The 13,655-nt window shown below is 52.3% G+C and carries 19 protein-coding genes; 3 read left to right on the top strand and 16 right to left on the bottom strand.

Annotated elements, in window-relative coordinates:
- Nucleotides 1-78 precede the first annotated feature (78 nt).
- From EHV07_RS13645 to fliF, 6 genes are read right to left on the bottom strand one after another with little or no spacing between them, the layout of a single operon-like run.
- Nucleotides 79-1,404: a flagellar hook-length control protein FliK gene (locus EHV07_RS13645; protein ID WP_147198582.1), complete on the bottom strand. Its 1,326-nt coding sequence runs from the start codon at nucleotides 1,402-1,404 to the stop codon at nucleotides 79-81.
- The gene (gene fliJ / locus EHV07_RS13640; protein WP_147198581.1) at nucleotides 1,401-1,847 is read right to left on the bottom strand and encodes a flagellar export protein FliJ; all 447 of its coding nucleotides are present in this window, start codon (nucleotides 1,845-1,847) and stop codon (nucleotides 1,401-1,403) included. The genes EHV07_RS13645 and fliJ overlap by 4 nt, the downstream gene beginning before the upstream one ends.
- Nucleotides 1,848-1,865: 18 nt before the next feature.
- Complete coding sequence (fliI, locus tag EHV07_RS13635) at nucleotides 1,866-3,227, bottom strand: flagellar protein export ATPase FliI (RefSeq protein WP_147198580.1); 1,362 nt, start codon at nucleotides 3,225-3,227, stop codon at nucleotides 1,866-1,868.
- A complete protein-coding gene (fliH, locus tag EHV07_RS13630) occupies nucleotides 3,227-3,925 on the bottom strand; it encodes a flagellar assembly protein FliH (RefSeq protein WP_147198579.1) in 699 nt (232 codons plus the stop codon). The genes fliI and fliH overlap by 1 nt, the downstream gene beginning before the upstream one ends.
- Nucleotides 3,918-4,910, bottom strand: coding sequence for a flagellar motor switch protein FliG (fliG, locus tag EHV07_RS13625; RefSeq protein WP_147198578.1), 993 nt, complete (start codon nucleotides 4,908-4,910; stop codon nucleotides 3,918-3,920). The genes fliH and fliG overlap by 8 nt, the downstream gene beginning before the upstream one ends.
- Nucleotides 4,907-6,625: a flagellar basal-body MS-ring/collar protein FliF gene (gene fliF, locus EHV07_RS13620; RefSeq protein WP_147198577.1), complete on the bottom strand. Its 1,719-nt coding sequence runs from the start codon at nucleotides 6,623-6,625 to the stop codon at nucleotides 4,907-4,909. The genes fliG and fliF overlap by 4 nt, the downstream gene beginning before the upstream one ends.
- A 241-nt stretch (nucleotides 6,626-6,866) precedes the next feature.
- Between fliF and fliE the strand changes: the two genes are divergently transcribed.
- Nucleotides 6,867-7,178 (top strand): flagellar hook-basal body complex protein FliE, encoded by a 312-nt coding sequence (fliE, locus tag EHV07_RS13615; protein ID WP_147198576.1) that lies wholly within the window; start codon nucleotides 6,867-6,869, stop codon nucleotides 7,176-7,178.
- 31 nt (nucleotides 7,179-7,209) lie between these two features.
- Here the strand turns inward: fliE and EHV07_RS13610 are convergent, their stop codons facing one another.
- The 10 genes from EHV07_RS13610 to EHV07_RS24545 form a co-directional block, all read right to left on the bottom strand.
- Nucleotides 7,210-8,496 (bottom strand): Arm DNA-binding domain-containing protein, encoded by a 1,287-nt coding sequence (locus EHV07_RS13610; RefSeq protein WP_147198575.1) that lies wholly within the window; start codon nucleotides 8,494-8,496, stop codon nucleotides 7,210-7,212.
- 31 nt (nucleotides 8,497-8,527) lie between these two features.
- On the bottom strand, nucleotides 8,528-8,776 hold the full coding sequence (gene xisR / locus EHV07_RS13605) for an excisionase family protein (RefSeq protein ID WP_147198574.1): 249 nt from the start codon (nucleotides 8,774-8,776) through the stop codon (nucleotides 8,528-8,530).
- A gap of 36 nt (nucleotides 8,777-8,812) precedes the next feature.
- Complete coding sequence (locus tag EHV07_RS13600; RefSeq protein WP_147198573.1) at nucleotides 8,813-9,112, bottom strand: hypothetical protein; 300 nt, start codon at nucleotides 9,110-9,112, stop codon at nucleotides 8,813-8,815.
- Nucleotides 9,102-9,332, bottom strand: a complete 231-nt coding sequence (locus tag EHV07_RS13595; protein WP_147198572.1) for a hypothetical protein — start codon at nucleotides 9,330-9,332, stop codon at nucleotides 9,102-9,104. The genes EHV07_RS13600 and EHV07_RS13595 overlap by 11 nt, the downstream gene beginning before the upstream one ends.
- A complete protein-coding gene (locus EHV07_RS13590) occupies nucleotides 9,316-9,717 on the bottom strand; it encodes a hypothetical protein (protein ID WP_147198571.1) in 402 nt (133 codons plus the stop codon). The genes EHV07_RS13595 and EHV07_RS13590 overlap by 17 nt, the downstream gene beginning before the upstream one ends.
- Before the next feature lie 167 nt (nucleotides 9,718-9,884).
- A complete protein-coding gene (locus tag EHV07_RS13585) occupies nucleotides 9,885-10,106 on the bottom strand; it encodes a hypothetical protein (protein ID WP_147198570.1) in 222 nt (73 codons plus the stop codon).
- A gap of 182 nt (nucleotides 10,107-10,288) precedes the next feature.
- Nucleotides 10,289-11,212 (bottom strand): RecT family recombinase, encoded by a 924-nt coding sequence (locus EHV07_RS13580; protein WP_147198569.1) that lies wholly within the window; start codon nucleotides 11,210-11,212, stop codon nucleotides 10,289-10,291.
- The gene (locus tag EHV07_RS13575) at nucleotides 11,209-12,027 is read right to left on the bottom strand and encodes a PD-(D/E)XK nuclease-like domain-containing protein (protein WP_147198568.1); all 819 of its coding nucleotides are present in this window, start codon (nucleotides 12,025-12,027) and stop codon (nucleotides 11,209-11,211) included. The genes EHV07_RS13580 and EHV07_RS13575 overlap by 4 nt, the downstream gene beginning before the upstream one ends.
- The gene (gene gamL, locus EHV07_RS13570) at nucleotides 12,027-12,314 is read right to left on the bottom strand and encodes a host nuclease inhibitor GamL (protein WP_147198567.1); all 288 of its coding nucleotides are present in this window, start codon (nucleotides 12,312-12,314) and stop codon (nucleotides 12,027-12,029) included. Before gamL ends, EHV07_RS13575 begins: the two co-directional genes overlap by 1 nt.
- Complete coding sequence (locus EHV07_RS24545; RefSeq protein WP_168199629.1) at nucleotides 12,311-12,478, bottom strand: hypothetical protein; 168 nt, start codon at nucleotides 12,476-12,478, stop codon at nucleotides 12,311-12,313. Before EHV07_RS24545 ends, gamL begins: the two co-directional genes overlap by 4 nt.
- Before the next feature lie 226 nt (nucleotides 12,479-12,704).
- Between EHV07_RS24545 and iraP the strand changes: the two genes are divergently transcribed.
- Both iraP and EHV07_RS13560 read left to right on the top strand, forming a co-directional pair.
- The gene (iraP, locus tag EHV07_RS13565; protein WP_147198566.1) at nucleotides 12,705-13,046 is read left to right on the top strand and encodes an anti-adapter protein IraP; all 342 of its coding nucleotides are present in this window, start codon (nucleotides 12,705-12,707) and stop codon (nucleotides 13,044-13,046) included.
- A gap of 244 nt (nucleotides 13,047-13,290) precedes the next feature.
- On the top strand, nucleotides 13,291-13,608 hold the full coding sequence (locus EHV07_RS13560) for a hypothetical protein (RefSeq protein ID WP_147198565.1): 318 nt from the start codon (nucleotides 13,291-13,293) through the stop codon (nucleotides 13,606-13,608).
- The last annotated feature ends 47 nt before the right edge of the window (nucleotides 13,609-13,655 follow it).

Below are 13,655 nucleotides of genomic sequence, written 5' to 3'. Positions count from 1 at the left end.
CAGATTATCCCGCATCGCCCGCCAAACAATAGGCAGAAAAGACGCGGGTTTTGCCGCTAGCTTATGCGTTTGTTGTCGTCAGGCGAAAATATCAACCGCGCTGGAACCGGCGGCACGCGCTTGCAGCGCGGCTGGAACGGCAATTGCGGTCACATCGCTGTCATTTTCAGCTGCCAGACTAAAGGTGTTGCCGCGACTGTTATTTTTCTGCTGTTCCTGCTGACCGGCAAAACTCTGCCCCTGCTGGAACGCGTCGCTGCTGACATTAGCCTGACCAAGGTTGATACCGTTTTCCGCCAGTGCAGTACGCAGCTGTGGCATAGCCGCTTCCAGCGCAGCACGAACCTGACTGTGATTCGACACCATGCTCAGCTGCGCCTGATCGCTGTCCAGCTTCAGGCTGATCTGGATACTGCCCAGATCCTGCGGATGCAAATGCAGCTCGGCGGTTTGCTGTCCGTTACGGCTAAACATCACAATCTGCTGGTTCAGTGCCTGCTGCCATTCCGGACTGCCAAGCTGAGAACTAAGCTGTGGCGCGGCCGGCGCGGTCACAACCGAAGTTGTGGTTGGCGTCATGGCGGCAGATGCAGCGCTGATGACATTACTGGTTATCGTCGGTGTTGAAGAAGAACTTGAATTTTCTTTATCGTTGTCTTTATTGACCTGACCCAGCACTTGCTGGAACGCCGTATTCAACGCAGCCGTATCCGAAGAGGCTTTCTGCGTAGAGGTCGTGGTACTCAGAGTAGCAGCCCCGACGAGTTTGTCATTGTTGTCGCTATTTTTTGCTTCATCTTCGCTGCCCGTGGTTTTGGCATCGGAGGAGAGCAGAGAGGCAAGCGTCGCCTGTTTACTGCCTTTAATGCTACCGTCGCCTTCCAGGGTTTCACCGGCTTTTGCGGTAAGGGAAGGTTGCTGCGTCGTTGGCGGCAACATAGCAAACAACGCCTGGAGCGATTGCATATCGCTGCTGCTCAGCGTGGTCGTCGCTGCCGCTGTTGTCTCGCTCTCATCAGTGGCTTTTTCGCTCTTGATGCTGTCGCCTTCTTTTACTGATGCGGGCTTCAGCAGGGCGTTTAATGTCTCAGGCTTATCCAGTGCCGCGAGCAATGCATTCAGCTTCGCTTTCGGCGAGGGATCCGTTTCGCTGGTTTCGGTCAGCGTTGCTGTCGTGGTTGCGACGCCTGTTTTCGCTGCCGCGTCGCCTTTTTGCGCGAGCGTCAGTAATTTATTGCCAAGCAGAGTCAGAAAACCTTCTCCGCCGGTCTGAGCGGTTTCGCCAGCAACGCCGGAAGCTGTGGTCGTTGTGTCGGTGCCAACGTCGGCAGAAGCCTGCGTTGAGCCGGAAGTCGAAGCGCTGGCGACCTTAGTCGCGCTGGTAACCAGTGGTAAAGTGATCATTCACCTTTCCTCAATGATGCCCGTTGGGCAAATTCATCCATCCGTTTCTGATCGAGACGGTTTTCCTGTAATAATGCGTTGGCCAGCGCCCGGGATTGCAGCGTTTCATAGGCATGAAGCCGCTGTTGTTTATCCCGCCACAGGCGTAATGCGTTTTCTACCCGACCATTCCAGTGCGCCAGCTGTTGGCGATGCTGCTCAATGGCCTTTTCCAGCGTTTCAATAAACTGGTGATAGTTGTACCAGCGGGTGCTGTTGATGCCTTCCGACATGGTGTTGTTCAGCGTCTTGCGGTATTCATCCTGATAATTAAGCAGCATGTTCAGCTGCTCATCTGCCTGCTTCTGACCCCGACGCACGTCACCCAGCGAGATGGCGGCTTTTTCCAAATCTTTTTGCGCCAGACCACACAGGGTTTCGATGGGTGATACTTGTTTAGCCATACTTCATCTGCCCCGGTGTTAACCAAATATCGCCTGCAAATGCAGGCAGGCATCATCAAAGGTACTGCGTTCAAACATGCCCTGCGCCAGAAACGCTTCCAGTTCGGGGTAAATTTTGATCGCTTTATCCAGCGTCGGGTCGCTGCCGGCGGCGTAAGCACCCACGCTGACCAGATCGCGGTTACGCTGATAGCTCGACAGCAACTGCTTAAACTGGCGGACGCGCGCGTAATGCGTGTCATCAATCAGGTGCGACATCACACGACTGATTGAGGCTTCAATATCAATGGCCGGATAGTGGCCCGACTCGGCCAGCCGACGTGACAACACGATGTGGCCATCCAGAATCGCTCGGGCGGAGTCGGCGATCGGATCCTGCTGATCGTCACCTTCGGTCAGAACGGTATAAAAAGCGGTAATCGAACCGCCGCCGTCCACGCCGTTGCCGGCACGTTCCACCAGCGCGGGCAATTTAGCGAATACGGAAGGTGGATAGCCTTTGGTCGCCGGAGGTTCGCCAATGGCCAGCGCGATTTCACGCTGTGCCATGGCATAGCGGGTCAGAGAATCCATAATCAGCAGCACGTGCTTGCCACGGTCGCGAAAATCTTCAGCAATACGCGTGGCGTAAGCCGCACCCTGCATACGCAGCAGCGGTGACACATCCGCAGGTGCAGCGATGACCACCGAACGCGCGCGGCCTTCGGTGCCCAAAATATTTTCAATAAAGTCTTTTACTTCACGACCACGTTCGCCGATCAGGCCAACCACAATCACATCCGCCTTGGTGTAGCGAGCCATCATGCCCAGCAGCACGCTTTTACCTACGCCGGAACCGGCGAACAGGCCCATACGCTGGCCGCGACCTACCGTCAGCAGGGCGTTAATGGCCCGGACGCCGGTATCCAGCACTTCGGTAATCGGCGTGCGCTGTAAGGGGTTAAACGGTGGGGTGATAAGCGGCGCGCGATAGCCGGTTTCCGGCGATGGCAAACCATCAAGCGGACGGCCGCTGCCATCGAGCACGCGACCTAACAATTCCGGGCCAAGCATCAGCTGTTTACCGCTGTGCTGGCTGTCTCCTGCCACGCGGGCATACACGCGTGCGCCAGGTAAGATGCCTTCGACTTCTTCCAGCGGCATCAAAAACAGTTTCTGGCCGTTAAAGCCCACCACTTCGCTTTCGACTTCTGCAATCCCGTTGCCGTCCATACGCTCAATCACGCAGGTTGCGCCCAGCGGCAGTTGCAGGCCCGTCGCTTCCAGCACCAGACCGGTGGCGCGGGTCAGGCGACCATATCGACGAACGTCCGGCAATTTATCCAGACGTTGTTCAAATGAATCGAGTGCGCCAAGCCAGCGCGACAGGCGAGTGGTCATTACAGTTCTCCAGGTGCAGCCAGGCGGCACAGTTCATGCCAGCGAGTGGCGATGCTGGCGTCTAAATCGCCATCTTCGGCGCTGACTTTGCAGCCGCCGGGATGGATGGAGGTATCGGCCATCAGGCGCCAGCCGTGCAGGCTGAGCGTCGCGCCTAATGTTTGTTCAACGCGCTGTAAATCATCAGAGTGGACGCGCAGCGTGGGTTTGCCGCTGAACATCGGCTCCTGCTGGATCATGCCCTGAATCTGACGAAGCAGGGCGGTGCCGTCTACGTGCGGCGCCTGGCCAATCACCTGGCGTGCCGCTTCCAGCGCCAGCTGCATCAGACGCGCGGCGATCACGCTGTCCAGCGCCTCCAGCGTGTGGTTAAACTCTGAAACCAGCTGCTGCATACGCGCCTGTAAAGGCGCCTGCTGCTGCTGCGCTTCCGCCATGCCCTGCTGAAAGCCGGCGTCGTAGCCCGCTTTCTGACCTTCGTTAAACCCTTTCTGATAACCCTCAGTATAGCCCTGGCCCTGAGCCTCACTGCGCGCCTGGCTCTGCATCTGCTCCAGCTCGAACTGTTGCAGACTGAACGGATCGTCGGTCACAGGCAGTGAAGGCGGTTCGTCAAATGTTTCCATCAGAGGCTTGTCTGGCTGCCCAAGATCGTTGGGCATCCAGCGCTGCCAGGGCAGCGATGATTTATCAGACATACTGTTCCTCGCCGCCGCCAATCACCATCTCGCCGCTCTCTGCCAGACGACGAACGATAAGCAGGATTGCTTTCTGCTCGCTCTCGACCGCCGACATACGCATTGGGCCACGGTTTGCCAGGTCGTCGCGCAGGATATCTGCCGCACGCGAAGACATGTTGCGCAGGAATTTCTCGCGCAGCGGCTGTTCGGAACCTTTCAGAGCCACCAGCAGCGATTCGGACTCCACTTCCTGCAACAGGCGCTGGATGCTGCGGTCGTCGACTTCCACCAGATTTTCGAACAGGAACATCTCGTCGATGATTTTCTGGGCCAGTTCGCCATCGAATTCGCGAACGGCTTCGATAACGGCTTCTTCCTGCTGCGTCTTCATCAGGTTGATGATTTCCGCTGCGGTTCTCACGCCGCCCATCTTCGCACGCTTCAGGTTCTGGCCATCCAGCAGACCGTTCAGTACTTCGGTCAGTTCTGCCAGTGCGGCTGGCTGTACGCCGCCGAATGTCGCGATACGCAGCATCACATCGTGACGCAGACGCTCGTCGAACTGCGCCAGAATGTCGGCGGCCTGGGAGCGTTTGAGGTGTACCAGGATCGTCGCGATAATCTGTGGATGCTCGTCGCGAATAAGATCGGCAGCCGCCTGCGGTTCCATAAAGTTGAGCGTTTCCATCCCGGAGGTGGTTTCGCGTGTTTCGAGAATATCTTCCAGCAGGCTGGACGCTCGCTCTTCGCCCAGCGCCTTGGTCAGTACCGTGCGCAGGTAATCGTTAGAGTTAACGTTCAGTGCCGCATACTGCTCGGCATCCACTTCAAATTCACGCAGCACGTCGGTCAGCTGCTTGTGTGAAACCTGACGCATGCTGGAGATGGCTGCACTCAGGTGCTGAACCTCGCGGGTTCCGAGGTGTTTGAACACCTCGGCGGCGCGGTCTTCGCCAATTGTCATCATCAGGATGGCGCTTTTTTCGGTACCGGTGAGACTCATAGCTCGTCCTTCATCCACTGGCGAATAACCAGAGCCACCACGCGTGGGTCATTTTCAGACATGTCACGAATACGCTGGCTCATTACCTCAGCACTCATGCGGTGCTGTGACTTACGTTCTTGATCAAGTTCGTCTTTAGACAGCTTGACCGATACTGCTTCGTCCTCGTCCTCACCGCGTGCCTGTTTGGCAAGCGCGACGGCTTCGGCCACGGCTTTCTCCTGATCCGCTTTACGCTTCAGCTGTGGGCGAACCAGCTTGCGGTAGAGGATGAAGGCCACAATCAGTACCAGTACCCAGCGTCCGGCATCCATCATCTTCTCGATGAAGGACTCTTGCTGCCAGAACGGCAGGTCGCCACCGGTGTCTGCGGTTTCGTTGAACGGTGAGTTAACCACGTTCAGGCTGTCGCCGCGTTTGTCCGAGTAGCCCATGGCTTCACGGGTCAGGTTCTCAATCTGCTTCAGCTGTGCATCGGTCAGCGCAACAGGCTTACCTGCGGCGTCCGTTTTGTAGTTCACAACTACGGCCACTGACAGACGCTGTACTTCACCCACATTCATCTTCGTATGCAGGATGGTGCGGTCTACTTCGTAATTGGTGGTGTCATCGTTACGGGTGTTCGATGGACCGGTTTTCGCCGTGCTGGTGTTTTGATTAGCCGCTGCGTTATTCGCGCCGTTGGCTGCATTGGCACCATTCTGGTTATTGGTATTCGGCGTTGTCACCGGCGCGGTGTTAGCTGGCGCTGGTTGATTAGACAAGGCGCCTGGAACACCACCCTGATTTGCACCGCCTAGCTGCTCGCTGTTGCTCGACTGACGTGAACGAATAGCCTGTTTTGACGGGTCGCTGTTTGGCTGATACGTCTCATCAGTCTGCTCGCGAGAGTTAAAGTCAATCTGCGCGGTAACCTGAGCATGTACGTTGCCGTTGCCTACAATCGGGTTCAGGATCGCTTCAATGCGCTGCTGGAAACGGCTTTCCACATCGGTCGCGTATTTCAGTTGAGCATCGTTAAGGTCACGGCCTGCATTATCAGACTGGGTCAGCAGATGACCGGCCTGATCGACAACGGTCACATTGCCCGGCGGCAGACCAGCAACGCTGCTGGAAACCATATGAACGATAGCGCCAACCTGTCCCTGATCCAGTGCACGGCCAGGCTGCAACGTTAAGGTTACAGACGCCGTTGGCGATTTCTGCTCGCGCACAAACAGTGACGGCTTAGGCATAGCGAGGTGAACGCGAACGTTTTTCACCGGGCCCAGCGATTCGATGGTGCGTGCCAGTTCGCCTTCCAGCGCACGCTGGTAGTTAACCTGCTCGCTGAACTGGCTGATGCCGAATTTTTCCTGGTCCAGCAGCTCGAAGCCAACAGCGCCGCCTTTTGGCAGACCCTGTTGCGCCAGGCGCAGACGCAGCTCGTGCACTTTCTCAGCGGGAACCATCAGCGCGCCGCCTTTATCATCGAACTGATAAGGCACATTCATCTGGGTAAGCTGAGTAATGATGGCACCGCCATCCTCATCGCTGAGATTGTTATAAAGCACCTGGTACTGAGGCTGTTTAGCCCACAGCACCATGGCGATAATAATGGCAACGGCAGCCGCCGCAGCGATGATAATCGGGATGCGAGGATTTGCCTTTAAGCGAGTAAAAAGGTCGTTCAAACCTTTCTTCTCTGGTTGATCCTGCGTGACAGTTGCATTCATGACTCTTTCCCGCCTGACAGTTGACCGGACTGTTTCGTGTAGTGTCGTAACAAATCTGACTCCCTGATGTACTGACTAAAAATTTGTTCAACTCTGATGGCTGCCATTATTTGTCGAAACGCAAATTTCGATGGGTGGATAAGCCATGATTTTTGCGTTCATTTAGCGGCTTTGTCTTATTGACATTGTGTTAAGTTTTCCATCAACAAAAATCGTTGTCATAAACCTATCGAGGCAAACCATGTCAATTCAAGGCATTCAGAGCGTAATGCAGCAGTTACAGACCGCAGCACTTCAGGCGAGTGGTCAGAGTAATGAAGCAGCAGGTCAGTCAGATTTCGCAGGACAGTTAAAAGAAGCGCTGAATAAAATCAGTGATACTCAGAACGCAGCCCGTACGCAGGCGCAGGACTTCGAGATGGGTAAACCCGGCGTTAACCTGAACGATGTGATGGTGGATATGCAGAAAGCCTCTGTTTCCATGCAGATGGGCATTCAGGTGCGTAACAAGCTGGTCAGCGCCTATCAGGAAATGATGAATATGCAGGTGTAGATATTTAAATTGCTGATATATAATATCTTTTTCAGGCGGTCTTCTGGGTGGAGCACACCTGTAGCACAAACTCATTGAGTTTATGGTTTAGCATGGCGATCTGTTCGGTGTTGTTTTCCTGCATCCAGGTGCCATAAACTTGATAGACCATCTGTGCATCAGTATGGCCCATTTGATTTGCTACAAAGTTGGGGTTTGCTCCGGCAGCAAGTGACCAGCATGCATAGGTGTGTCGGGACTGGTACGCTTTCCTGTGGCGAAGTCCGGCTCTCTTTAGCGTTGTTGTCCACGTTTGGCCAATCGAATCGACTGAGTAATGTGCGCCGTAATTGCCATTCACAGCGCCTACGGATGGATTAAAAACAAATGTTTTCTGATCGGGGATCCGCTCTTCGTACTCACGTGTATGAAAATCGAAAGCAAAAGGCGGACATAGCCGTGTAAATTCCATCTGGTCTTGTAGAGCGTGAATAGCGCCATCTACCAGACAAATTACACGGTTATTGCTCGCCTCAGTTTTTGGTGGCGTAAAAAGCCCTTCACTGGTTAGGTTGCGGGCAACTGTGATCGTTTTAGCGACCAGATCAATGTCCTCCCACGCAAGCGCACACAGCTCACCATGACGCATACCAGTCATAATGGCCAGTGTCCAGAAATTGGTAATCTGTCGGGTATTACAGGCTTTGATGAAGCGCGGATATTCTTCACGCGTTAAAGGGTCAGGGCGCTTAATAGATTTCTTAAGCGGTTTAATATTTGCCATAGGATTTGCAGCGATATAACCATTGCTATATGCAAATGTGAACAGGGCAAGCAGATCGCCCATACTGCCGTTGACCGTCGAGACGGATCTGCCTTTTTTTCTCACCTTATAATTCCTACCATTCGCATGGTATCCCGTCAAAAGTTCGTTCCGCAGATTGAGAAAATCCTCCTGTTTCACGCTCCTGATGTTTAAATTTTCCCCCATCATTTCAATCGTTACCCTGATCCGACGCTCGTAGGCTTTGTACGAGCTGTGAGCCAGTTCCGGTTTCTTTAGCTTTAGCCAGGTATCAGCAATGGCTCTGAGAGTGACTACCGTATCCTGAGCTACGGATTCGTTTTTAAAAATCCGGGATTCAGGAAAGCTTGAGCGGTAATCAAACACGCCTGTTTTTATCTGATAAACAATATTGTTTCGCATCTCCCCGGCCATCTTGCGATTTTTTGGTGTGTCCAGTACGCCGAGCGTTTCCCACCTTCTGGAACCGCGATACATAAACCATATCCGTAGATGCCCCTTGTTAGGGGCGACTCCGGTTGGGTATTTCGTCATGGGCTTTCTCCTTTGCTAAATGTCTCTGCATTTAAGCAGATTTTCGACGGGGGATCGCCGCTGGCTGACGGTCAATCCACTTTTCGATAGCCCTCCAGTCGTAAAAACACATCGAGTTATCTCGCGGCTGCCCATCTGCTGCCACATGCTTGTACTCTCGGCCCTCCATCCATGACTGATCACGGGCCGCTTTAATGGTGTTTTTCTTCATTCCGGTGATCGCAATAAGCACAGACTCAGCGACCCACTTGCCCGGTACGAGCTGGATTATATTTTCCATACTGCCTCTTTGGTTGCGATGATGTGGGGAGGGTGATTAGCGTGTGCGGAAGCCGTTGCAGCCCAGCAAGAATTCAATGAGGTAGGCTTTCATTTTTGCATGCCATTCTCGGTCGTTGCCGTTTACCCAACCATCTGGCGGCGTCCATGGCTCGATAAGTGCAGCCATCTTTTTTGCTTTCGCTGCGGTTACCTGAAGTGGATCGTTGGTGTTCTGAGTATCAATCAATTTTTTCATGCCGGTGATAGCTAGGACTTTGAACCACGTTCCGTTTGGTAGGCCGAGGTCTCTGATGCGTTCGCCAGCACGGCGCTTATCGATTAATTCAACTGACATTCTTCATCTCCTTATCCACCACGCGCACGAAGTAGACCAGCCATTGGCGGGCCGGGTATCTGCCAGGCGGCAGCGCGGTGATTAGTTTTGTGTATTTGTCTAACAAAAGGGTGGTAATGCGGTCATACTCTGATTTGGGTTTGCCTTTCTTGGTGCTGATGATTTCCTTTCTGCAACTTCGGGCAACTGACCGCAGGGCGTTTTCAGTCTCCGGCGTCATCGGTCAGCCTTATGCCGGGGATTTTACCGGCGGTGATGGCGTCATAGATGATTTCGTAGATAGACTTGAGCTTGCCGTCATCTTCTTCACCTGCGCGTGCGCGCCATGCAGCATTCATAGCATGAACTGATTCTTCACGCCTGCGCTCTGCTTTGGTGCGAATTGGGATAAAACATGTAGCAACTGCATACGCCAGCATTTCACCCCGACCGCCATCGGCTTCATAGAACGCGACAGGGCAAGCGTTTGTAAATCCATTTCCGATTATCTTAACTTTCTCACCAGGCTCCCCTACGAATTCAGGATAATCCTCACCGTAGAAATTAACTAACTCACACTCACACCCAACCGGCGGCAGGCCTTTACCATCCCATTCAATGCTCATGCCACTCTCCTTTGTTGTTCTGTACATGACGGCTCGCGCTCCCATTCTTCACATGCAAAAGCTTCATCTGCGATATCACACATGGTTAACTCCTGAAATTTGGATGTAAAAAAACCACCGCTTGGGTGGTTTGAATTGATAAGCTTGTACAAATTATCACCATAACTTTAAAGGAAAATGTGAAAACCTTTACGTAAAAGATTACTTCTTGCCTCATCCACATTCAGTCCAATAATCCCAAAGCCAAGAGGGAATTTTGTAATAAAAGGCATGAAAGAAATAAAGTCAATTGCTTCCGGACCAAAGTTTTTCACTTCAAGAATCGAACCGGATGGAACAACAATGAATTTTTTATTGTTCTTGTTACTTTGATAAATGTCTATATACATACAATAACCCCCAGCAATAGATACAGGAAAATTACCCGTAGTTATTTCATCGGCAGTTATTGGTGGTTATTTAATTAAAATAACTTATGATTTTAAGAAATTAGGTTTTCTTTTTAATATATGCCAAAATTTCAAAAGATTAGTTGTAGAAGGAAGGCTGCTGTATTAATTTTACTTCTTTCTTAACTAACAGATGAGGTTAATTCATGGTGCCGAACTTGATAAACATCAGTAGCTAAATTTAACTTTTTGATATCATTAACCAACATGCGGGCAGCGTATTTATAGAACTTATCCAGCTCGTCGATGCTTGACGCTTTGCTGGCCGCTTCGGTGAAATCTTTCAGCAGTTCTTCTGGCATCCGATCCGGTGCCTGACCGCTTTCCGGTTGTGCCGGTTGGGCAGCCCTCTGGTTGATCAGATTGTTTAAATCCTGCCGGGTGCGGGCCGGTGTTACGTCGCGTTCAATGCGTTCTTTCTGCTCGAACTCATCCGGTGTGTAGACGCCCAGAATGACGTCAGGACAGTAGAGGCGCGCCCAGCGTTTTACGCCCAGATAAGCCAGCTGCTGTTTCGGATCGCTTCCCCAAAGTGTGGAGTTACGCACCTGAGCCTGAGATAAAAGAAGTTCAAGGACGCGTGGTTCATCTTCACCTTTGAGTGTCGCCCAGACACGTACGCCGCAGCCTTTCTCGTCGGTCATGTTCCAGTTGGGGGCTATATATTTATTCCCTTTCTGAGAGGTCTTTTCGACAAACTTCCCGATGACATTTTCCCACGGGCCGAACCAGTCGTAATGGAGCCTGTCTTTTGTTGGAGCCATAGAGGTAATAACGGCATTGACCAGTTGCGCCTCATAGCCAAGAACGCCATTAATCAGATGGGTTTTCTGAGCAACGGCGTACGGGTTCATCCCCCACTGAGCAGCCTGTAATGCCACGGCCATGCAATCAGCGGGACTTCCTGCGAGGTGAGCCGGGACTGTGGCGCGTCCCTTAGCCATAACATCAGCAAAGGCCTGTAGCTTTTGCAGTCCTGACGGACTGAAGATGGCCGCTTTGGTCTCGGCTTCGTTAACCGGGGCGTGGATGATTTCGTTGCTCATGAGTGATCCTTTTTCTTCGCCCAGGCCGGGCGGGTGATTTCTTCAATGCCGCCCCAGCTATCAGTCGTGCGGCATTCGTGATAGGTGTCCAGGCTGCGGCGAAACAATTCAAAGCCTGCGGCGGTGTCTTCTTCTTCGAGCTGGAAAACGCGGGTGGGGTAACGGCCACAGTCGATGGTTTCGCTCACGGCGATGAAGATAAACATGGGGTATTCGTTGAAGTGCCGGTAAAAGCCTTCACGGTACATGGCGTCCTGCATGTGATAGCGGAACTCTTCGACATGGCGTGGGAAGCGATCCATATCAGCGACCTTTTTTACATCGACTACCACGGGCTGGCCGTTGAGGAACTTGTCCGGTCGGAACCGGCAAAGCTCGCCAGTCTCCTCGTCGTTCCAGTAAACAGATGCCTCACAATGGCCCTCAGCCTCAAGCAGCCAGCGTGCGGCAGGGTGGGCCAGCGCACTTTCGCGCATCAGCATCAGCTTGCGACCCTGTTCGGCATCCATAACTGTCATGCCAGCGTTTTCGCAGTCTTTCAGGAACTGCTTTTCATCTTCTTTGCCTGCGGTCGTGCGCCGGTTAAATTCCGGGGCCACGATAAAGCGCTTATCAAATTCCTGCGGCTCCAGCAGAAGGCAATGCAGGGCGGTACCCATATCCAGCGCCTTAAGCTTTTCAGTGTCGACCGGCGCTTCCTTACGCCACTTGAAGATCGCCGGATTAATCAGGATATCGTCCAGCTGCGATTTACTGACACCAGCACCGGCGTGGTAATCCTCATTGCTGATATTGAGATAAAGACCCGGTTCCATCACGCCACCTCACCCAAAAAATATGCTTCAACGTAAAGTTGCTTCGCTTTAGCCTGGCAGACAGCGTCAACGAATGCGGCGTATGCATCTTGCGCTTCGTCTGAGTCGAGGCCGACACGATAGGGAGACATAACTAAAGACGGCCTGTAAAACTCCATAGCTGTTTCGGGGAAGCTGTCAGCCAGCTCAGCAGCTTTGGTGCGGATCCATTCATCACGCGCTACCTGGGCAGCCTCAGCATCGTGTTTCGCCTGTTCGTTGCGGTCGTACATTACGAAGCGATTCATGGACGGCCCTCTGAACAGAGCATTTCCCAAAGCTTTTGCAGCCAGCTTTTACGTGGCGGCGGGGTGAACGAAGCGCTGGTCAGGATGTTGGAACGGTTAAACTGAATGCTGTTAATGGCGTGGAAAGGGCGACCGCATGCCGCCCCTGCAATAGCGATTTGCATGGGTGATTTCCTTAGTTAGTGGGTTTCATAACGGAGAGGCCTCTGTGAAGCCGCTTTGTTATAGGCATAAAAAAGCCCGCACGGTGGCGGGCAAATGCGGAGCAACAGTTTTTTTGGCGTAAAAAATCCGCTTCTATCTAAGCTAGAACCTGATGCTTTTTAGGATTATTTATCTTGCAGCCATAGGCCGCTAGCGTAAAATCCCCCTTTTGCAAGGGGGGTGGATATGAAAAACGTCGTTTTGAGCATGTTAGCTAAAATTTCAAAAATAGACGCTGAAACTAAACAGCTTACGGCTCGAGTAGAAGCGCAATCGCTATTGATCAGTGCTCTTGTACTGGCCGTCAGTAAACAGGGCGGTGTCACAGAGATGATCGAAAGCGCGAACAAGGCTATCAACACAGTAATTGAATCCGCTGATTCCGATGATGTCCTGAAAACCGATGCAGCTATTCTTCTTACAGAGTTGCAAGATTTACTCACCATATCAAGAGCTGTAGACCAGGCTGAACCCGTAATAAATCACGAAGGTCTTACCGAAATTACCGGCCTTTCTACAACTTCTTAAATCAGTGAATACTGTAAGCGCCCTTGCAATAGCGATTTGCATGGGTGGTTTCTTTATTCAGTAGGTTGCATATCTGTGCCAGCTCGCAAACCAGCAATGATATACAGGTGTAAAAAAGGCCGCATATGCGGCCTAGTATAGTTAGGTGCCTGCTTTTAACCACATCAGGCGAGGTGCGCCCGCCATACCCCTACAGCGAGATTCCTTGTATCCTTAAATCACCCCTACAGTGATTTGAGAAAAAATGGATAGTATTCTTTCTAAACTGGCATTAGATGCCTGGTACAAGGTCTTTATTTGGATCGGAACATTCGCGTTTATTGCTACGGCAGCAGGTTTACTTCCCAACCTGCCGACAAAACCAAGCCTGCTAATCTCGCTTGGCGTGATTTTTTTTGGGCTTGGTGAATGGAAGAATCACCCTCTTAAAACAATACTTCAGGAAGCTTCGGGGCGTCAGTTTTTGGCATCCGGGCATAAAAGAGCTTTCAGCTTTACTGGCACTGTCCTGTGTATCTTTGGATTGTTTTTGGCTTATTTGGGCGCTCACGATTTTTTCTAAATCAGCGCCGCAGCAAGGGCACTTTCGAGGTAAGGGCAAAGGTTGCC

It is taken from the genome of Pantoea sp. CCBC3-3-1, from assembly GCF_007981265.1.
In the GTDB taxonomy this organism is placed as follows: domain Bacteria; phylum Pseudomonadota; class Gammaproteobacteria; order Enterobacterales; family Enterobacteriaceae; genus Erwinia.
Note: the sequence above shows the minus strand (reverse complement) of the source record. Positions and strands in the feature narration are given on the sequence as shown.